The following is a 22116-nucleotide window of genomic DNA, read 5'->3' as shown; positions in this document are numbered from 1 at the left end:
ATAGCGATTTACGGAGTTGGCACTGGAATTACTTCCGCAATGGGATGAATGAGGTAGTATTTTCCTGTAGAAAGTTCCATGCATTTGAATCGCTTTCTTAGTTTTTCCTTTTTCTGAAAAACGCGACCATTTTTCAGCGAGAATACACTTTCTGCAGGGATGGATTCTACGGTAATAAATTCACTGGCAACGGCATCATGCTTTTTCAAGGTGCGGTACAAGTTGAGATCCGTGCAGCTGGAAGCGGCCGGATTATCCATGTATTGCAACAAGGCCATAGTGACATCATGTGGCAAAACCTGCATCTTGAAAAACGGGCTCATCAGCTCTTTGAAGTTATTTTTCCATTCGAGGCCGTGCGGTTTTACCCGATCTTTGTGCTGCTTCCATGTTTTTAGATGCGCAAACTCATGCACGGTCGTAATCAAAAAAGCATAAGGATTCAAATCGTGGTTTACCGAGATTTGATGCGTTTTCCCTTGGAATGGTGCACGGTAATCTCCTAGCTTGCTGCTACGCGATTTGGCCACTCGAAAACGACATTTGGTATCGACAATCCATTGCGAAACAATAGGCGCTGCCGCTTCGGGCATGTACTTAGAAAGTGATTGGCTGAAATCAGGCATTACACAAAAATACGGATTTCCGACATAATCCGTATTGCTGCGTCAGCGTATGTAATAAATCCTTTTTATCTTTGGTTATATCATAACGCACAACGCATGCTACGAAAGCTCCTGATTAGAAATTACGCCTTGATAGATTCTTTAGATATCGAGTTTGATGACAAGCTAAACATCATCACTGGTGAAACGGGTGCGGGTAAGTCCATCATCATGGGTGCGCTTGGACTGATTCTGGGCAATCGGGTAGAAGGGAAGTATGTATTCAACGAAGGTAGTAAATGCATCATTGAAGGCTACTTCGATATTCGCCATTATGCGCTAAAAGATCTATTCGATGAGCAGGATTTAGATTACGAAGCAGAAACGATTATCCGGCGCGAAATTAGTGCCGAAGGCAAATCACGTGCTTTCGTCAACGATTCGCCCGTCACCTTGCAGGTGTTGAAATCGCTCAGTGAGCGTCTGATTGATATCCATTCGCAGCAAGCGACCACGCAGATCAATACCGAAGATTTCCAGTTTCTCGTACTAGATAGTGTTGCCAATAATGCGTCCGCATTAAGCCAGTATAAAACACAGTTGAAAAGCTATAAGACCGCAGTCGCGGCACTGCGGAAGTTGGAAGAGCAAATCGCGCAATCCATTGCCGAGCTGGATTATAACCAATTTGTGGTGAATGAGCTGGATACGGCCCAGTTGACCGAAGGTGAGGTAGAAGAATTGGAAGCAGAGCAACTCCAATTGGAGCATGCCGAAGATATCAAAAGAGGATTATTGGCCTCGATTCATTTACTCGAAGAGTCCGAGCAAAGTATTTTGCAAAACCTGCGCGATACACAGCAGGAATTGCAGCGGATCACCACTTTCTTGCCAGCGGGCGATGATTTGCTGGCTCGCTTGAATAGCAATATCATTGAAATGAAAGATATCGCCGCCGAATTGGTGCTGCAAGAGCAAACCGTTAATGTGGATGAAGAGCGATTGCAATTCGTTACCGAACGCTTATCCACGTTATACGGCTTGGTACAAAAATACCGTGTTGCCGATGTTGCCGAGCTTATCTTATTAGGAAAGACTTTACGCGAAAAGATTAAATCGCTCAACGATCAAGAGGAAGAAGTCGCATGCTTGACTGATGAGGTCGCACAGTATGAAAAGACGACTCGGGAAGCTGCTCAAATAGTGTCGGATAAACGCAAATCCGTGCTATCTCAGATCAAAAAGGAAATAGAACAAACCTTGCAAAAGGTTGGCATGCCCAATGCGATACTACAAATTGATTTGTCGCAAAGCGAACCCTTTCAAGCGCAAGGAATCGACAAAGTCAGTTTCTTATTCTCGGCCAACAAAGGGCAAGCGCCGCAACCTATTCATAAAGTGGCTTCGGGTGGTGAGCTTTCTAGAGTGATGCTCGCCGTGAAGTCTTTGGTCGCGAGATCATCTGCTTTGCCAACCATTATATTCGATGAGATTGATACGGGTATATCGGGCGAGGTCGCGTTGCAAGTCGGCGACGTGATGGATACGTTAGCCGCGCATATGCAAGTTATTGCTATCACACACTTGCCGCAAATTGCCTCCAAAGGCAAACGACATTTTAAAGTGTACAAGGAAGATCAAGCGGAGCGCACGCTTTCGCGCATCGAAGCGCTGCCGGCTGATGAACGCATCGTAGAAATTGCCAAAATGCTGAGCGGCGCGAATCCTGGAGATGCAGCGCTGCAACATGCCAAGGAATTGATCGCTGGATAACAAATGCTAACGCAACAAACAACAACGAATGATATATACAAAAAACATGTTGGGTGCCCTGTTGGTGATGAGTATCACCGTTGGGCATGCACAAAATTTAAAAGACGGGCCGTTGAAAATTAAACGAACCAAAGATACCGAAGTGGTTAATATCTCTACCGATCGCCAAGCGTTGACGGCTGAAAACTTGTGGAAACTAGCACGGGTCTCTGGCGAACGATTGACGGCAGACGGCAAGCAGCTGATCTATGGCGTGGCTCAGTACAACTTCGAAACGAATTCCGCGGAGCGCAATCTTTTTAGCATTCCGGTAAAAGGTGGGAGTCCAACGCAAATTACTACAGAGCAAGGTTCGGAAACGGTTTTGGATATCACGGCACAAGGCGAAATTATCTACCTCTACAAAGGTGATATATGGAAGATGCATAGCGATGGTAGCCAAAAGGCGAAACTTACCGAAACCGAAGGAAAACTGGCTGACGTAAAATTATCTCCTGATAAAAAATACATACTATACAGCAAATCGGTGTTGGTAAATGCCTTTCACAGTCCAGACAAATACAAAGATTTGCCCAAAAGTGACGTGTATGTATACGATGATCTAGATTATCGGCATTGGGATTCGTTTAATGATGGGCGATATACACATCCGTTTGTAGCCAGCTATGCCGATGGCAAAATCGGAGAACCGGTGGATTTGTTGAAAGGAAAGCCTTATTACAGTCCGCAAGCACCATTCGGCGGAGCCGAAGATTTTGCTTGGTCGCCCGATAGCAAAGCGGTTTTATATGTTGCCAAGAAAAAGGCAGGTAAAGAATATGCATTAAGCACCAATACCGATATCTATCGTTACGATTTGTCGAGTGGCCAAGTTAGCAACCTGACGGAAGGCATGAATGGTTATGATACGCATCCTGATTTTAGTCCGGTCGGAAATCGCTTAGCTTGGTTAAGTATGAAAACCGATGGCTTTGAAGCGGATAAAAACGACATTATCCTGCAAGATCAAGATGGTAAAGTCCGATTGAATCTTACCGCACATTGGGATGAAACGGTCAATGCTTTTACTTGGAGCAAGGATGGAAAAAAAATCTATTTCACCGCACCTGTAAAAGGAACCGTACAACTTTTTGAAGTCCAAGTTCCAGCTAATCTAGCGACCAAAGCGCTTCCAAAAATTAAGCAGCTGAGTGAAGGCGAATTTGACGTAACCGGAATTGTTGGTGAGTATGATGGCGGTTTGGTGATTACCTCTACGCGTCTTACTCGCGCTACCGAAATCTATCGTTATGATTTTAAAACGCGTCAACTGAGTCCAATCACCACGGAGAATGACGAAGCTTATGCGCACATTGCCGAGACACCGGTGAAAGGTCGTTTTACAAAAGCCACCGACGGACAAGATCTATTTTCGTGGGTGGTATATCCGCCAGATTTTGATCCTGCGAAGAAATATCCGACTTTGTTGTATTGTCAGGGTGGGCCTCAATCTGCTGTGACGCAATTCTATTCACTACGTTGGAATCTACAACTCATCGCTTCGCAAGGTTATATTGTGATTGCGCCGAACCGTCGTGGTATGCCAGGCTGGGGCGTGAAGTGGAATGAAGATATTTCTGGTGATTGGGGCGGTCAGCCTATTCGCGATTATCTTTCCGCTATTGATGATTTATCCAAAGAATCTTATGTAGATACAGAACGTCTAGGCGCTGTTGGTGCAAGTTATGGCGGTTACTCGGTGTTTATGCTGGCTGGAGTGCACGAAGGGCGCTTCAAAACATTTATTTCACATTGTGGATTGTTCAATATGACTTCGTGGTATGGCACGACAGAGGAATTGTTCTTTGCCAATCAAGATCTTGGTGGACCGTATTGGGATGCCGCGAATGAAAAGACATATACTGACTTCAACCCGATTAAGCATGTCGAAAAATGGGATTCACCGATTATGGTGATTCAAGGTGGGAAAGATTTTAGAGTGCCGATCGGACAAGGTTTGGAAGCTTTTCAAGCAGCGCAACTGCGTGGCGTAAAAAGCCGTTTGGTGTACTTGCCAGAAGAAAACCATTGGGTACTTTCCGGTCACAACGCACAAGTGTGGCAGCGAGAATTCTTCCGCTGGTTAGAAGAGACTTTGTAAGAACAGCAGGAATTAGTTATAAACAGAATCGGCCAGTGCACTGCACTGGCCGATTCTGTTTATAAAAAAGTAGACCGATGTTTACTTCGTGTCTTTCTTTCCGAATATACTCAAACGGATATAACGTCCTGGATTCTCTTTAACATCCTTCATCAGGTTATCCAGATTCATTGATGCATTGTTCAAGTTGTTATACAGTTGGTCATCATTAAGCAGTAAGCCGATAGAGCCATCGCCATTCTGGATTTTTTGCGTAATGGCGTGTACTTCTTGCATAGCCTTGTTTGCATTATCTACCGTCTCTTTCACTTGTACTTGCGCTAAGTTATTAGACATCGTGTCCAAGTTGTTGAGAATTGAGTTGATTTGCCCGTCATATCTTTTAAAGTTGTTCGTGATAGACTCTAAGTTCATCATGATCTTGGCAAGACGCATGCGTTCCGATCCCACCAAACCTTCTACATCATTGGTGATCTTTTCTACGTTGCCCAATGATACAGATATGCTTCGCAAACTCTGTTTGAAATCGCGCTGAAATTCGTCATCCAACGTGGTATTCACGGCAGATAAGACAGAATCTAATTTCACAACCAAATTCTCTACTTTGTGTTGTAATGGTTCCACTTTCTCCATTAAGTTCGCTTGAATATCGGATAACAATGGATCTCCGTCTCGTGCCATCGTTGTACTATTCCCTAGTTCGAATACGATGGCCTTGCTGCCCAATAGATCGGCACTCACAATGCGAGCAACGGTGTTGGAGGGAATTTCGTAATCATTTTTAATTTTAAACTCTGCACGAATCTTGCCATTGTCTTGCAATTTCAGACTAGAAACTCGTCCAATCTGATATCCATTGACCATTACAGGCTTCGAAGCAGAAAGTCCGTCTACATTATTATACTCCGTATAATACGTATTTTCAGAGGTGAATACATCGTTGCCTTTTAGAAAACTATAGCCAATAAATAGCAATGCAATCGAGATGGCGGTAAGTGCTCCGACTTTAGTTTCGTTTGAAATTTTCAAAATGTGTAGACTTTAAATGATAGCGTAAGATTTTGATGCTTTAATATGTAAACATTCTAATATAAGAAAAGTTTAGCGTTCCATATTTTTTCTATAGGTATTTATCGCATTAAAGAGATTATCTACTATTTCTAACTGTCCTTGGGCCGACATCATGTATCTTTCTTCTTCCGAATTGCTGATGAAACCAACTTCCGTTAATATTGCTGGCATACCGGCGGTTTTCAATACCGCTAATGGCAATTCTTTTACTCCGCGATTCACTCGGCCTGACCGGGCATATTCTGCTTGTACATAGCTGGCCAACTTAATACTTTGGTCGCGGTAAAGTTTCTTCAAATATTTGAAAACAATGTAAGTAGATGGGTCATTCGGATCAAAACCATCGTAGTTCTCTTCGTAGTTGTCCTCTAGCAAGATCGATGCATTCTCACGCATTGCGACATCCTGATTAGCGATGCTGTTGAAACCAAGTACAAAGGTTTCTGTACCTTTCGCTGACCTACTTGATCCTCTACCTATAGAATTCAAATGGATGGATATAAATAAATCGGCATGATGTTGATTCGCCAGAGCAGGTCGCTCGTATAACTTCGGGTAGCTATCGTCATCACGGGTGTAGATTACCTTCACGCCAGACATTTCGCGCTCAATCTTTTTTCCCAGTTTCAGCGTTATTTGCAGAGCAACATCTTTCTCCCGCGATTGCGCACCTACCGCTCCCGAATCATGGCCACCGTGTCCAGCATCCAATACAATCGTTTTGATTCTTTGTGGAGGAGTAACTGTGGGTGGTTCTCTAAAACTTCCAAAAACTGTTACCAACAGGAAAGATAACGATGTGAAAAACACTAATTTGTAATTTATATGAGGTCTGTTTGCTGAATTCCTTTGGATCATCAAAATACTATGACTTATTAAATACTTGTTACTAAATAATACAGATTTCCGTGACCTATAACAATTAACGTTCCACACTTGCTTTAAACCGCTTAATTGCAGTAGTTAAGTTACCAACTATTTCGGTCTGTCCGTCCGATGAAAGCATAAAATTCTCTTCGTCAGGACTACTTATGAAACCAATCTCGGTAAGGACTGCCGGCATACCTGCAGTTGCTAATACAGCCAGCGAAAGCTCCTGCACCCCACGATTCGCGCGGCCAGCTTGTATATATTCTTCCTGCATCATCGTAGCTACTTTGATACTTTGATCGCGATATCTCCGCTTCATTAACGAAAAAACAATATAAGTTGATGGATCATTCGGATCGAAACCATTGTAATTTTCTTTATAATTATCTTCTAGTAAAATATCGGCATTTTCACGAATGGCCACATCCTGCTGCGCCAACCTATTGTATCCACATACAAATGTTTCGGTGCCTCGCACGTTTGGTCTGCGCGTTAGCTGAGTACTATATTTTCCATTACGCCCTTTTACACGGCGCTCAGAATCTGCCGAATTACAATGTATCGAAATAAATAGATCCGCATGATTATTGTTGGCTAAGGCAGTTCGTTCATAAAATGGTACATCAATATCGCGATCGCGAGTGAGCATCACTTTAACACCGGGCATTTCCTTCTCTATAGACTCTTTCAATTTTTTAGAAACCTGTAAAACTACATCTTTTTCTGCTGCAATACGACCTCTCGCACCTGGCTTATCGCCTCCGTGTCCGGGATCAATGACCACTAGGGTGAAAGGTTTTTTTTCTGATTTACTGTCAGATCCTTCGCGCAAGATAGGTGATGTATTCGCATGGGCATACAGCATCCCTGCGCAGATGATAGAAGATAGGAAAATTACCCCTAAGGAAAATTTAACATTTTTTAGCAAACTCATACATGTCATAGTTTTTCGAAATGCCCCTTCTGACTACTAAAACCGCATTTTACGTACCTGATTTAGAATGTTAAAAACATTTACTATGTCGGTTTTTTGACTATTTTTGCCGAAGAACATTTCAACTTTATACAAACATAACATTCATAATTTATTTTGAGAGCGTTTACTTCTCTTTTCGGTATGCTTATCCTAGTGTGTGTGAATGTTCTGTTTGCCAATGCGCAGGATGTCAAGCCTATGCGAGATACTATTCCATTACGAGATTCTTCTTTATTGGATACCCTTGGCACGGATACAACCCAAAATAATTTTAAGGAAGTTACCGGTCAAGACACGGTCGTGATGAAAGACTCGGAAAGTGACCTGGAAACGGTGGTCACCATCGTGGCAAATGACTCTTCTGTAAACGAGGTAAGTCTCAATATATTGCATTTGTATGGTGGCGCGAAGGTCAAATATCAAGATTTTGAATTGGCCGCAGATTATATCCGATTGGATAGAAACACGAATGTGCTGTTTGCCTCCGGAATTAACGATCACAACGGTAAGTATGCCGGAAGGCCAGTCGTAATCATGCCAGGAGAAGGGCCTATCGCTGTAGATTCTCTACTATATAATTACAAGACACAGATTCCCAAAACTTTTGGTGTAATGACAGAGGTCGATGGTGCCTTTGTGCAAGCTAAAGTAGTTCGGCGGAACATTTATGAGGAGATGTCGCTGTTCGATGGTTTGTATAGTACCTGTGATTTGCCCGAACCACATACACACTTTGGCATCAAGATCTCAAAAGGTTTGATCGTTAAAAATCAAATCATCGCCGGGCCCTCTTATCTGGTCGTGCAAAATATACCCTTGAAATTTATCGCGATTCCTTTTGGATTTTTTCCAAAACAAGACAAGCCTTCATCTGGAATGCTTTTTCCCTCTTTTGGTGAAGATGCCAGTCGTGGATTCGCAATGCGTGATCTGGGTTGGTATCTAACCTTTAATGATTATTGGGATACCGAGTTTCGGACAAATATTTATTCCAGAGGTGCTTTTGAAGCTTCCATGCGTACGCAATATGTGGTTAACTACAAATTCAATGGTGGCTTCAATCTACGTTATGGATCTACACCAACGGGTATAGAAGGTACCGATAGTTACCAGCGCGCTCAAGATTTCAATGTTACGTGGAATCATACTCAGCGTCAAGAAGCAAATCCAGGAACTTCCTTTTCTGCGTCCGTTAATTTTGGTACCAGTTCGTATTTTCGGAATACGGCTGCTAATGGTACAAATGATTTTAGTCAATTGACACGTAATAATATGTCGTCCAATATCAGTTATGGTCGGGTGTTTGCGGACGGTAAGGTGAATTTTACTTCCTCAGCTAGCCATCGACAAGATATTGCTACAGGACGGATTGAATTAGAACTACCCACATTTAGTTTGAACGTGTCTACCTTTAATCCTTTTAAATTTGGTGATGGGGTAGGGCGGCAAAAATGGTACGAGCGGATAACCGTAGGATATAGTTTGCAAGCAACTAACAAATTGAATACGTCTGATTCCCTGCTGTTTCGCAAAGAAACGTTAGGTGATTTTACCAATGGTATGCAGCACACGATTCCGATTGCACTTTCTTTGCAGGTGATGAAGTATTTTCAATTCAATACTTCGGTCAACTATACCGAAAGATGGTATCTGCAAAGCATTCGAAATTATAGAGAGAATGATCAGATCGGCTTCCGTGATATGCGCGATACGGTATCAGGATTTCGCCGTGCGTATGATTACTCTATGTCTACCGGGTTATCCACAAAGATATATGGCCAATATCCTAAAATTGGTAAGATAGAAGCCATTCGTCATGTGGTTACGCCTTCCGTAAACCTAAATTATCGCCCTGATTTTAGCGATCCGAGCTACGGATATTATCGGGATTATATTAACCCGCAAGGGCAGGCTGCGCAATACTCCATATTTGAGGGCGCTATTTTTGGTGGGCCAGCAGCTGGACGTTCCATGGGGATTGGTTTTTCGGTAGATAATAACATAGAGGCAAAGGTTCGTTCGGATATGGATACGACGGGTTCAGGTATAAAGAAGATAAAGATTCTTCAGGGTCTTACGTTTAGTGGAAACTATAATATGGCGGCCGACTCATTGAAACTTTCCCAGATTAGTTTCTCGGGTCGTACGGCTTTATTTAACGAAAAAATTAACCTGAATTTTAACGGATCATTTGATCCGTATACCTATGACCGAGTAACAGGTACGCGTATTAATCGTTTTATGCTGCGCGAAGGAAGTTTGGCACGCCTTACCAACTTTGGTTTGTCGTTTGATTATAGTTTTAATCCAGATGCCTCGCAAAGTCGGAATGATAACATCGATTCCTTGCGGAATAATATGCCGGGCATGACCCAAGAACAAGCAGATGCGCTCGCGCGAGTGAGTCGAGATCCGAATGCCTTTGTCGACTTTAATATTCCTTGGAATTTATCAGGCTCCTTTAGTTTTAATTACAATAGTATCTTTAATAGAGAGGAGATGCGCATGGGTAGCAATATTACCAGTACCGTACAATTGCATGGTGATTTTAATGTTACTCCCAAGTGGAAAGTTCAATTTAATGGAGGCTACGACTTTGGACAGATGCAGGTCGTGATACCACAATTTAGTATTTATCGAGATCTGCACTGTTGGGAAATGTCTTTCGCCTGGGTGCCGATTGGGCAGTTTCAGAGTTATAACATTACCATACGCGCAAAAGCAGCCATCTTGCAAGACTTGAAGCTTATGAAGCGACAAAGTCATTACGTGTTTTAAAAGTTAAACTCCCAAGCTATGCCGACCAAGATAGAAATCATTACGATAGGCGACGAAATTTTACAAGGTCAGATTGTTGACTCAAATTCCGCTTGGATCGCACAACAATTACTGCTCTTAAATCTTGCCGTAGTTCATATTGCTACCATTGCCGACCGCGAAGAAGCTATTGTTGCGGCATTCGATGCCGCCATACAGCGCGCGGATATTCTTTTGGTAACAGGCGGTTTGGGTCCTACCAAAGATGATATTACCAAACGCACGGCTGCTACTTATTTTGGTACAAAACTGATTCGTGATCAGCAGGTATTGGCGCATGTGCAAGCATTATTCGCGCAGCGCAAACGGGCTATGCCGGCTATCAATGAAATGCAGGCCGATGTATTTGAAAAAGGTGAAGTGCTATTCAACGAATTGGGTACTGCACCAGGTTTATGGTACACGCATCAAGGCAAATCTTTTGCGTTTATGCCCGGAGTGCCATTCGAAATGAAACACATCATGTCGCAACATGTACTGCCTAAGCTGGCTGAGGCAGCAAATCAAGGTCATATCGCGAATGTCTATATCTTGACTGCTGGAATCGGAGAATCACACTTAGCAGAATCTATACAAGATATTGAAGCAGAAATGCCGGACTATATTCGCATGGCTTATTTGCCTAAGTTGGGGATTGTACGACTTCGCCTGACTGGTACGAGCAGCCGTGCTGAAGCACTGCGCGCCGAAATGGAAGATTTCGCCAAAAGGATTAAAGAGCGGGTGAATGAACACTTCATAACTTTTGGAGATGTAGATCTTGAAGGAGCGATCTTGCCGCTAATGCATTCCAACGCATATACATTGGCGACTGCCGAAAGTTGTACTGGCGGTACGATTGCCAGTCGCATCACCGCGATACCAGGAGCCGGTAATGTTTTTAAAGGGTCCGTGGTGTCGTATACTAATGAAATAAAACGTAATCTGCTAGACGTAAGCGAGCAAGACTTGGAAACGTACGGTGCTGTCAGTGAGCAAGTCGTGAGCGCGATGGCTGCCGGTGCGCAGAAGAAATTCGATGTTGACTTTGCCTTAGCGACAAGTGGATTTGCTGGTCCCGATGGCGGCACAGAAGATACGCCAGTAGGAACTATATGGATTGCTTTAGCTACCAAAACTAAAGTGTACACTCGGCTATTTCATTTCCAAAATGATCGTAACATCAATATTGAACGCACGACCACACAGTGCTTTCTACTATTGTGGCAACAGTTGCGCAACTCGATAGAAAAAGAATAAAATTTTGTTTTTATTGGAATTGTAATTATTATATTTTGAATTACTGTTCGTTTTAGAGAGATTGACTATATTCGTAAATCACTTCAAAAAAAGTATATCATGGCACTGCATAAACTTACTCTTCCAAAAATGGGTGAAAGTGTTACGGAAGCAACCGTAACCAACTGGCTAAGGGAAATTGGAGATCTTATTCAGGAAGATGAGTCTGTATTGGAAGTCGCTACAGATAAGGTAGACTCTGATGTTCCATCGCCTGTACAAGGAGTGCTGAAAGAACGATTTTTTGAGAATGGTGATGTGGTGCAGGTGGGCGAGGTGATTGCCATCATCGAAACCGATGCGCAAGAAGAATCTGAAGAGCAGGATACCAATATGGACTTTGCTCATCACGAAGACGATATCCCAGTCGATATCAAAGACGTACCGGGCTTGACAAGTATAGAACCTGCCGAAGAAACACATAAAGATACGCCATCAGCACAACCGAAACCGCATGTAGCAGAAAGCTCAAGTCGTTTTTACTCGCCATTAGTGCGTAGCATTGCGCAAGAAGAAGGCATCTCTATCGCTGAGCTGAATCAAGTTAGCGGTAGTGGAGCAGAAGGTCGCGTCACTAAAGACGATGTGCTGAGATACATTGCGCAGAAGGCCGAGAGTCCAACAATTCAAACTGAAACAAGCGAATTTTCGAACGATAATAAAACCGATAACGAGCAAAATCAGTCTGCAATAGCAGCACCAGAAGCAGAACGGCCAAAATCGCCCGCTAAACCCGTGGTGGTAGCGAAAGGCGATGGCGATGAGATCATTGAGATGGATCGTATGCGCCGACTAATTGCCGATCACATGGTGAGCAGCGTACAAACTTCGCCGCATGTGTTCTCGGCCGTAGAGGCTGATGTGACCAACTTGGTGAACTGGAGAAATCGTGTGAAAGATGGGTTCAAAAAGCGAGAAGGGGGGAATATCACCTTTACGCCGCTTATTATAGAAGCTATTTCGAAAGCGCTCAAGGATTTTCCGATGATCAATGTGTCGGCAGATGGTTATCAGATTATTCGTCGCAAACATATCAATATCGGTATGGCTACGGCTTTGCCGAATGGCAATCTGATAGTACCTGTTATCAAAAATGCCGATCAATTGAGTTTAGTGGGCATTAGTCACGCAGTGAATGATTTAGCGCAACGAGCACGTGACAATAAATTGAAGCCAGATGATACCCAAGGCGGCACCTTTACCTTTACCAACATTGGAGCCTTTGGCAATATTTTCGGTATGCCGATCATCAATCAGCCGCAGGCGGCGATCTTAGCCGTGGGCACGATCAAAAAGAAACCAGCCGTTATTGAAACTCCAGCAGGAGATTTGATTGGTATTCGCCACTTTATGTACATTACGATGTCGTATGATCACCGTGTCATCGATGGCGCTTTAGGTGGTACATTTATTAAGCGTGTAGCAGATTATCTGGAAAACTGGGATTTGGATCGTACCGTATAGTACGACCCAACCAAAAGAATATATTAAGCACTGTGCGTTTGCAAACGTACAGTGCTTTTCATTTTTCGAGCAATAATCGTCTTGTATCTCCAGTACAATAGCGCGGTGGATGTTAGTAAACCCAGCGTCAGTCCGTACCAAATTCCTTGTATTCCCCAGCCCAAGACCAATCCCATTACATAAGCGCTAGGTACGCCAACAATCCAGTACGCAACAAATGTAATGGCCGTTGGCACGTTGACATCACCCATTCCACGCAATACACCCAATCCGACAACCTGCGTGCCATCAAACAATTGGAACATACCCGCAATAATCAATAAACTGGCAGCAATGGCAATGACTTCCGTATCCTGTGTAATCACAAGGGGCAAATATTGATTGAAGAGGGCGAAAATGATTGCCCAGAAGATCATAAATACCAGCACAAGACGATATGAAACCATCGCAAACTTCTGTAAACGCTGGAAGTTGCCCGTTCCAAAGCTATTTCCAGTCTTGATCGTGGCGGCCGAGGCCAATCCGCTCGCCATCATGTAAGTCATCGCCGCCAAGGTGATGGCGACTTGATGTGCGGCTTGTTCTAATGCGCCTATTTTTCCGGCAATCAATGCGGCTGTAGCAAAAGCACCGATCTCAAAGACATATTGCATCGCCACGGGAGCGCCAATTTTAAAAATACTGTTGATACGTGTTCGTTCTATAAAGCGGATGGAGAAATCCACCATATAACGTTTAAAGTTCTTCGATCTTAACACATATGCCGCCATTACCAACATCATCAAAATACGATCTACCAGCGTCGCAATACCTACGCCACGAATGCCCATCTCTGGAAAGCCAAACATACCACGTACGAGTACCAACGCAATCACGATATTCAGCACATTGCCCCAGATAGTGATATTCATCGCCTGTTTGGTGAAACCCAAACCTTCGGTAAATTGCTTGAAGGCATTGAAAATCATCAATGGCAAAATGGAAAGTCCTAAGATGAATAGGTACGGTTTAGCGGTTTCGACCACCAAGGGATCTTGATCCGTATGTTCCATCGCATACATCGATCCCCAGTATACCGCGCAAAAAAGGAGAATGCCTGTGACCACATTGAGCCAAATGCTGTTGGAGAGCAATTTTGCACATTCTTTAAAATCTGATTTGCCATTATACTGTGCGATGAGCGGTGTAATGCCATACGCAATACCTAAACCAATAACTAGCACAACCATGAATACGGCATGCACCAGCGAAACGGCCGCTAAAGGTATGCGACCGGCAAATTGGCCAACAATAATCGTGTCGGCGGTATGTACCATCGTATGACCCAACTGAGATACGACGATCGGCGCAGCAAGCGCCATCGTGCTAATGTAGAAAGCTTTATCTTTCCGTATGGAAGCGAACATGTTAAATAAATATGGCCAAAGGTAAATAGAAGCACGCAAATCAACGTATTAACTTTTACACACTAGATTCCTATAAGATCTTTACATGGATTAGTCCGCGTAATTCTGAACTTTTACGTACATTAGCAACATTAATAATTCGTATCAAAGACATGACTTTAGCGTTTTTAAACATCGGGACACAGGAAATGATGTTAATCATCATCGTCATCCTTTTTCTGTTTGGAGGAAAGAAATTGCCAGAATTGGCGCGTGGTTTGGGAAGAGGAATTCGCGAATTCAAGGATGCTTCTGACGGTATCAAACGAGAATTATCAGATCAGATCAATAGTTTTGAGAAAGACTTAGATGTGGAAGTAGAAGAGCCCAAAAAGAGCCCAGTAGCTACCGCAGCTCCAACGGCAGCATCGATGTCTGAGCAAATGCGTGCACATGCGGAAGAACCGAAGCCAACATCTACTTTGCCGCAGTTTAGTCCGCCTGCCGGAACGCATCAACACAATCCGAATAATACCGTCGCAGATGTGCCATTGGCTACACCGACTACGGATGATAGCGAAGCTTCTGCGACTAAAGAAGCCTAAAAAATACGCCTGTTTTTTTAACAACATTATAAAGAAATTATCCGGTTACAGGCCGAGCTTTGCTCTGTCTTAATCGGATTTTTTGCTAACGAAAACACCTACAAATTACGATGTCTCCCGAAAATAGTATAGCGCAAGAGCTGAATATCCAACCCAAGCAAGTGCAGACCACGATCCAATTGTTGGATGAAGGTGCTACGATCCCTTTTATAGCGAGGTACCGCAAGGAAATGACAGGCAGTCTAGATGAAGTGCAAGTGGCAGCGATCCGAGATCGTATGCAGCAACTGCGTGATCTGGATAAGCGTAAAGATGCTGTACTGAAGTCGATCACCGAACAAGGAAAGCTAAACGCAGAGCTAGAATCGCAGATTCGTGCTGCGGCAACGATGTCGGCTTTGGAAGATATCTATTTGCCTTATAAACCCAAACGCAAAACACGTGCTTCGATCGCAAGAGAAAAAGGCTTGTTGCCCTTGGCAGAAATATTATTAGCACAGGATGCACGTCAACTACAAGCTAAAGCAGAAGCTTTTGTGGATCCAGAAAAAGGAGTTGATTCGGTAGAGCAAGCATTAGCTGGCGCTCGGGATATTGTTGCAGAAATCATCAATGAAGATGCCGAGGTACGGACGACCGTACGCCGTGTTTTGGAGAAAAAAGGAAAGTTCGTTTGTCGGGTTATTGCTGGTAAAGAAGCTAGTGCGCAGAAATACCGAGATTATTTTGAGTGGTCTGAATTGATCAAGGATGCACCTTCGCATCGCGTTTTAGCCATGCGTCGAGGCGAAAAAGAAGAGCTACTTAGCTTGGGTATTGCCGTAGATGAAATCGATGTGCTATCGCAGATTGAAAAGCGCTACATTAACTCAGTAGGCGAGGTAGCCGATCAGCTGCGATTGGCTGCGCAGGATAGCTATAAGCGCTTGCTGAAACCTTCGATGGAAACGGAAATGCGGGTGTTGACTCGGCAAAAAGCAGATGAGGAAGCAATTCGAGTTTTTGCGGAGAATGTGCGCCAATTACTATTGGCTGCGCCATTAGGCGCTGTGTCTTTGCTCGCTATCGATCCAGGTTTTCGCACCGGTTGTAAAACCGTTGTGCTCAATGCGCAAGGCGGTCTTTTAGAAAACACGGCGATCTTTCCGCACAATGGTGCAGGTGGCGAAGCCGAAGCACAAAAGACGATCAAGCATTTGGTTTCTAAGTATGATGTAGGAGCTATTGCCATTGGCAACGGTACGGCTGGGCGAGAAACAGAAGCATTTGTTCGCAAGCTTTCGCTTACGATTCCTATTGTGATGGTCAACGAAAGTGGTGCATCGATCTATTCGGCCTCCGAAGTTGCGCGCGAAGAATTTCCCGATCAGGATATTACCGTGCGCGGTGCAGTTTCTATTGGCCGCAGGCTGATGGATCCATTAGCGGAATTGGTGAAGATTGATCCAAAATCTATTGGCGTAGGACAATATCAGCACGACGTAGATCAAAATAAATTGCAAGGTGCTTTGGATGATACTGTCGTGTCTTGTGTAAATGCAGTGGGAGTCGAGCTCAATACGGCTTCGAAACAAATCTTGGCTTATGTATCTGGCTTAGGGCCTGCGTTGGCACAGCAAATTGTGAATTATCGTCAGGAAAATGGACCGTTTTCTTCTCGCAAAGAATTGAAGAAAGTACCGCGATTGGGCGCAAAAGCTTACGAGCAATCGGCCGCCTTTTTGCGGATTCGCGATGCGAAACATCCGCTTGATGCTTCGGCAGTGCACCCCGAGCGTTATGCGCTCGTCGAATTGATGGCTAAAGACCTCAAAGCTACCGTGCAGGATTTATTACGTGACGAACAATTGCGGCAGCAGATAGAACCAAAGCGGTATGTTTCCGACGAGGTGGGATTACCTACTTTGCGCGATATTTTGGCAGAATTGGCAAAACCCGGATTGGACCCACGCGATCAGTTTGAGCAATTTTCTTTCACGGACGGTGTCAATAGCGTGAAGGATCTGCGCGTCGGGATGCGACTTCCGGGAATCGTAACTAATATCACTAATTTTGGTGCATTTGTGGATATCGGCGTACATCAAGATGGCATGGTGCATCTCAGTCAATTAGCAGATCGCTATGTACAAGATCCACGCGAGGTGGTGAAGGTGCAGCAAAAAGTAGAAGTTACCGTCATGGAAGTAGATGAGCAACGCAATCGCATCAGTCTATCTATGAAAACCGGTGATGCGCAACCTCTCCAGCGGCAAGATCGCCCTGAGCGACAACCTGAGAAACGCGAAAAACGACCAGATAATAACAAGAAGCAAGATTCAAATAGCGGTGATATGGCGGCGAAACTTGCGCAACTCGCTAGCAAATTCAAATAGTAAAACGACGTATCTAACGATGAAAACATTGACCGAATTTAAACATAGCTTAGCAGAAACTGCGCCGTCAAATGCTTGGTCGGCGCCATTGAAAGCACTTTGGTACGATGGTAAAGGCGACTGGCGCACCGCTCATGATCTCGTAGATCAGCTTAGCGATCGCGAATCTGCACATGTACATGCTTATTTACATCGTGTAGAAGGCGACCAATGGAATGCCAATTACTGGTACGATCGCGCAAAGCAGCCGTCGTACGCAGGATCGCTGGAGCAAGAATGGGAAGAATTAGTGATTTCGTTCTTGTAAACGAAATTTAGTTGGACGTCACGGGCGTTGCTGTGGTATCGCGTGGTACGGTCAGATCAATCGTCTCTTCTTCTTTCTTTTTGAACGTCCAAAGCTGTTTGAAGAACTGATGAAATGTGTTGAATTCTTTGCGATATACCAATCCTACCGCATTAATATAGTCATCCGTCGGAGTAAATAAGATGTTTCGCGTATTCAGACGGTTGTATGCTCTAAACATCAAACTGCCATCTCGGCGAATGCGATAGGTCAATTCGGCATCGGTAGCCACACGCGCAGAAAATAGTGCTAAGTCGGTAGTTTGTAGATTGCGCCGATCGCTGACTCCTCCCGTCAATATCAATCGATCATCAAACAAACGCAACGATGCTGAAGCATCATTCAACGAACGAATATTCAGATCTAAGAAATTCACGTTCAATGATTGAGAGATGATCGCATTTAATTGGTTGAATGCGAATTCTGTACCTGCCGAAAGCAATGTGTTATTCACCTCTCTACCAAATTCATTACTCGTACTGGTGGCGGTAAAACTGCGTCGAACGATTAAGCTCAACGCTTGCTGATTGATATTGTTGGCATCACTAAAATACGCCTGCAACTCATCTTTCACGTATGGCGTAAGCGGAAAGCTCAAGTCAAATGTAATGTCTGGACTGCTCAGCGTACCGCGGATAATCATATCGGCCTGCGCCAATACACGTTCTTCATTGCGCTCTCTTCCGGCGGCATCGTACAAAGCTCCTAAAGAAGTGCGCTGTTGGTAGAGCGCCGTGATATCCAATTGCGCTTGTGCTGGATCACCTGTCCAACGAATGGTGCCACCTTGCTTGATGTCAAAATACTTGTTGATAAAATCCTGCGCCACAAAATGGAACTTGCCTGAATTGACGCTGTAGTCACCAAACATCTCAAAATCACCTCTACTCGATATTTTCAGACTTACTTCCCCGTCGCCCGTGCCACGTAGTGAGCCAATATCCGTTTGTAAGTTGACTTCTGCATCTGGGGTGATGTTAAGATCCATATTCATCGTCAAACCTTGGAAAAAGTACTGGTTCTTTTGTACCGTTGTCTTTTTGTCATCGGCCTCTACCATGTAGATAAAGTCGCTGTCTGAGATGGTCATGGCTGCATCCAGCGGAATAGTCATCACCGTATTGGCATTGGAAGATGCGTTAATGTCGATGTTGAGATTCGATGTTCTGCCTGCAAATTTGAAAATACCGGTAGCGTAGGCCGTACCATAATACATGTTGTTTTCCTTGTAGGTGGTATTTAAAACGTGGAAATTGTTGGCACGCGCTTCCACCTGAATATCAGGGTCGCTCAGTTGGTTGAGATCCAAATAGCCCGACGCTGCGGCTTCATGTTGTTGTGTGTCAAATAAGCGTAGATTATCAAATCGCACGACATTATTCTCCACCATTAGAGATTGTTGCGACAGGTGGTGCGGCGTGTTGAGGTACATAACCGTAAAGCTCGCTTGCTGAATCTCTGCTGTTCCCGAAATTTTCGGCGCAGCAAAAGTTCCACCAATGCGGATGTCGGCACTGCTTTTTCCATCCAATCCACTCACTAGTTCTTTCAAGAAAGGTTGAAACAATACTAATTCTATCTCGCGGATCTCACCGCGCAACTGTAAGGCATTCTCGGTATCGGCCAAATTATACGTTCCTTCCAACTGGAAACCACGGCGTAGCGCATCTAGTAGATTGATCTTGACGTCGACCAGTTTGGTGCTGGGATTGAAATTGGCATCAAAATTCAATTGTCCGATCGGGATGGTATTGTACACGATCGGTGTCGTCGTGATGCTCGCTCTGAAACGCGGCGACTGCAACACCGAAGTAATAATTACTTCACCATTTACCTCGCCACGAAGATGAATGCCTAGTGGATTGGTAATGGCTTCCAAGGATTTCAGCCCAAAACGGTTGAAACTGATGCGTAAATCTTCTTCTTCATTAGACAAAATACCATTGAATTCTATATTTTCGTTGTTTTGCGCAAAACGGAATTTTTCGAAGTACAACTTACCTTTTGATACCCGAATTTCTGTGTCGGACTGAATCTCCCAAGGTTCGTTGTTGAGTACAATGGTCGATTCATTGAAATGTATATAAGCAGGTTGGTTGTGCTCAAAATGTATATGTCCGTGCAGTCTTAGTCGATCCGACGCCTGATCTTCTGCTGCATGAATCGCGAAGGTCAGGCTATCATTGGTCAGAATATTCTCAATAGCCACTTTGTTGACGAAAATGCTATCAGAAATAGAGAAACGATCTGCTAATAGGCGAAGTGAGAAATTCTTCGCATCGGTATGTTCTTCTACGCGCAGATTGCTCAGTTTAATATTATTATACGATACGTGTGGACTAGCAAATACAAAGTTGCCGATATAATTATCCGAGGAAAAATTGGCTTCTAAGGTAGCTCCTTCATCAAATTCCAATGGTACATCCAAGAAAGCAGATACGGGTTCAAATGATTTTACCGCTACCTTTAAGTCGAAATTCTGATCATTGAAAGGCTTTTTTTCCAAACCTATTGCGGGAGCATATTGCACAGCTAATGATTGAAAATAGGCTTCAATCGTATTAAGATCGATCGTGCCGGTCATATCCGCATCCAACACGTTGGATTGCAAGCGAAGCTGTCGATTGAGCTGATCGCCAGATGATTCAAATCGGAAATCCTTTATTTCAAATACACCGGCTAAAGTGTGCAAGTTGATATCTTGCGAAGCAAGATATCCCGACAGATTATTGATGTCATTACCCACGAAGTCGGCTTCTACATCGGTGTTTTCTACGATCACACTGTCTTTTTGCAATAGATTTAGCGCAGAAAGATTTAAGCGATCGATGTGCGAAGTGAGTTGATAATTCGGTGTTTTTTGGGAGAAATCAATGGCCGCATCATAATCTAATGTAGCTTCCTCATCGTCTACTTTTCCATTTAATTGCAAGAGTTCATTTTTCAAGCTAGCTTGAAAATGCATTTCGCGTAGCGCGTATTTTTGCATTTCAAATTGTTGGAGGCTTCCATCTACCGTGATATCCAACTTTGCCAAATCGGTGTTTCGCCCCTTAAACTCTAGCTGCATCCCTGTTTTTCCTAACAGATTGCTATCGGTGAGCGCGCCAATGTCAAAAGACGACGAAGTTACGCGTCCGCTATAAACTAATTCAGGGCCAATGGTAATGGATGTGCGTGTCTGTACCTCACCAATATCAGTCTTAAACTTTCCATCTACTGCAAAATCATCGTACAAACCTTTAAAACTGCCATCGAAAGCAAGCGTGCCTAACTTGCTCAATTGATCTGGAAGGGCAAATTTCAGATCGTTGGATAATTCGCGTACTAATTCGGTAACATCTTCTGCCTGCGATTGTAAAGAAATTTGTGAGAAGTCAAAGATGGTGCGTTCGATGTCTGGTAGGCCAGTCACCCGAAACTCTCCTTTTAAAGAGGTGTTTCGTTTTGTGCTTAGAGAAACATTACGAGCTTGCATGGCAGCGATGGTACCGTCAAGCGATGCCGATTTTACAGATGTGCGAAATTGGACAAAGCGCATGTCTGGTGCGAAAAATTCAATATCTTTCGAATCTACGGTAGCATTCTCGATGCGAGCGGTTACCTTCACCTTATCCAAAAAATCTTCAAAATCGTCCAACTTCTCATAATCAAATCGCAAGAAATTCGTCAGTAACGAACGGTTGGTTTGCAGTAATAGGTCATCGAAAATGATTGCTTGTGGTTCTAATGTGGCAGAAGCGCTCAATTCTTGGAGATGAAAGCCGGATTTTTCTCGAAAGCTCAGTTGTTTAATGTCCGCATGTCTAGCCGCCGTATCGAGGGAGATATTATCGAAAACACCCGAAAATTCTGTGAGCTCCATATTGGAGAAATCAATGCCTTTCTCATGATGCTTTTTGGTCGCATCAGTGAATTGAAAGTGGCAATCGGTCAATTCAATGCGCCCCAATGTTAGCTCCATGCTCTTTTTAGGCTTCTTGCCTGTTTTTTTCTTCGGTGAGAAATAATCGATCAAGAAGTCGAAATTCGAGCTATCCTTATATAAGGTATAGTTTACATAAGCTTCGGTAAGCCGAATGTCTTGGATGTCTAATTTACTTTGAGCAAGGCCAGAAAGAGATAGGCCGACAAACAGTCGCTTGCTGGAACCGATGCGGTTGCCTGCCGGATCATCCAATGTAAAATCGTGTAGAATGAGCGCCGAAAAAGGTTTGACATAGATAGCCGATAAAGTGACGTTGGCATTCAATTCCTTAGAAAGATAACGTGCGGCTTTCTTCGCTACATAGGTTTGTACAGATGGAAATTGTAGCGATAACGCAAATATCCCAACACTCACCACAACGGTGACCAAGACATAGGCGATTATTTTAATTATTTTTTTGATAATTTTGTAAAATAATAAGTGCAA

At 43.8% G+C, this 22116-nt stretch carries 14 protein-coding genes; 8 read left to right on the top strand and 6 right to left on the bottom strand.

Annotation, left to right across the window (positions count from 1 at the left end; all coding sequences use genetic code 11):
* Window positions 1–8 precede the first annotated feature (8 nt).
* Window positions 9–626 (bottom strand): sprT domain-containing protein, encoded by a 618-nt coding sequence (locus AC3IRT_RS14480; RefSeq protein ID WP_489393922.1) that lies wholly within the window; start codon window positions 624–626, stop codon window positions 9–11.
* 96 nt (window positions 627–722) lie between these two features.
* Here AC3IRT_RS14480 and recN point away from each other — a divergent pair, with 96 nt between their 5' ends.
* Together recN and AC3IRT_RS14470 are read left to right on the top strand one after the other, a co-directional pair.
* Window positions 723–2378, top strand: a complete 1656-nt coding sequence (gene recN / locus AC3IRT_RS14475; RefSeq protein WP_489393921.1) for a DNA repair protein RecN — start codon at window positions 723–725, stop codon at window positions 2376–2378.
* 28 nt (window positions 2379–2406) lie between these two features.
* Window positions 2407–4518 (top strand): S9 family peptidase, encoded by a 2112-nt coding sequence (locus AC3IRT_RS14470; protein WP_489393920.1) that lies wholly within the window; start codon window positions 2407–2409, stop codon window positions 4516–4518.
* Window positions 4519–4599: 81 nt separating this feature from the next.
* Here the strand turns inward: AC3IRT_RS14470 and AC3IRT_RS14465 are convergent, their stop codons facing one another.
* The 3 genes from AC3IRT_RS14465 to AC3IRT_RS14455 all read right to left on the bottom strand — a co-directional run bounded on the left by AC3IRT_RS14465 (window position 4600) and on the right by AC3IRT_RS14455 (window position 7393).
* Window positions 4600–5547, bottom strand: a complete 948-nt coding sequence (locus AC3IRT_RS14465; protein WP_489393919.1) for an MlaD family protein — start codon at window positions 5545–5547, stop codon at window positions 4600–4602.
* A gap of 72 nt (window positions 5548–5619) precedes the next feature.
* Window positions 5620–6399, bottom strand: coding sequence for an N-acetylmuramoyl-L-alanine amidase family protein (locus tag AC3IRT_RS14460; protein ID WP_489393918.1), 780 nt, complete (start codon window positions 6397–6399; stop codon window positions 5620–5622).
* 112 nt (window positions 6400–6511) lie between these two features.
* Entirely contained in the window at window positions 6512–7393 is an 882-nt protein-coding gene (locus AC3IRT_RS14455) for an N-acetylmuramoyl-L-alanine amidase family protein (protein ID WP_489393917.1), read from the bottom strand.
* A gap of 201 nt (window positions 7394–7594) precedes the next feature.
* Between AC3IRT_RS14455 and AC3IRT_RS14450 the strand changes: the two genes are divergently transcribed.
* The 3 genes from AC3IRT_RS14450 to AC3IRT_RS14440 all read left to right on the top strand — a co-directional run bounded on the left by AC3IRT_RS14450 (window position 7595) and on the right by AC3IRT_RS14440 (window position 12994).
* Window positions 7595–10213: a putative LPS assembly protein LptD gene (locus AC3IRT_RS14450; RefSeq protein ID WP_489393916.1), complete on the top strand. Its 2619-nt coding sequence runs from the start codon at window positions 7595–7597 to the stop codon at window positions 10211–10213.
* Between the two features lie 18 nt (window positions 10214–10231).
* The gene (locus AC3IRT_RS14445) at window positions 10232–11491 is read left to right on the top strand and encodes a competence/damage-inducible protein A (RefSeq protein WP_489393915.1); all 1260 of its coding nucleotides are present in this window, start codon (window positions 10232–10234) and stop codon (window positions 11489–11491) included.
* 99 nt (window positions 11492–11590) lie between these two features.
* Window positions 11591–12994: a dihydrolipoamide acetyltransferase family protein gene (locus tag AC3IRT_RS14440; protein ID WP_489393914.1), complete on the top strand. Its 1404-nt coding sequence runs from the start codon at window positions 11591–11593 to the stop codon at window positions 12992–12994.
* 23 nt (window positions 12995–13017) lie between these two features.
* Here AC3IRT_RS14440 and AC3IRT_RS14435 read toward each other — a convergent pair whose 3' ends face one another.
* Window positions 13018–14400: an MATE family efflux transporter gene (locus AC3IRT_RS14435; protein ID WP_489393913.1), complete on the bottom strand. Its 1383-nt coding sequence runs from the start codon at window positions 14398–14400 to the stop codon at window positions 13018–13020.
* A 152-nt stretch (window positions 14401–14552) separates the two neighbouring features.
* Here AC3IRT_RS14435 and AC3IRT_RS14430 point away from each other — a divergent pair, with 152 nt between their 5' ends.
* The 3 genes from AC3IRT_RS14430 (at window position 14553) to AC3IRT_RS14420 (ending at window position 17663) form a co-directional block, all read left to right on the top strand.
* Complete coding sequence (locus AC3IRT_RS14430; protein ID WP_489393912.1) at window positions 14553–14984, top strand: Sec-independent protein translocase subunit TatA/TatB; 432 nt, start codon at window positions 14553–14555, stop codon at window positions 14982–14984.
* A gap of 110 nt (window positions 14985–15094) precedes the next feature.
* The gene (locus tag AC3IRT_RS14425) at window positions 15095–17356 is read left to right on the top strand and encodes a Tex family protein (RefSeq protein ID WP_489393911.1); all 2262 of its coding nucleotides are present in this window, start codon (window positions 15095–15097) and stop codon (window positions 17354–17356) included.
* 19 nt (window positions 17357–17375) lie between these two features.
* Window positions 17376–17663: a hypothetical protein gene (locus AC3IRT_RS14420; RefSeq protein WP_489393910.1), complete on the top strand. Its 288-nt coding sequence runs from the start codon at window positions 17376–17378 to the stop codon at window positions 17661–17663.
* 7 nt (window positions 17664–17670) lie between these two features.
* On the opposite strand, the gene AC3IRT_RS14415 is transcribed toward AC3IRT_RS14420, so the two are convergent.
* Window positions 17671–22116 carry a translocation/assembly module TamB domain-containing protein gene (locus AC3IRT_RS14415; RefSeq protein WP_489393909.1) on the bottom strand — a complete coding sequence of 1482 codons (4446 nt, stop codon included), beginning with the start codon at window positions 22114–22116 and terminating at the stop codon, window positions 17671–17673.

This window comes from Sphingobacterium sp. KH_072 (genome assembly GCF_057837975.1).
This window is presented reverse-complemented; position numbering and strand designations above follow the sequence as displayed.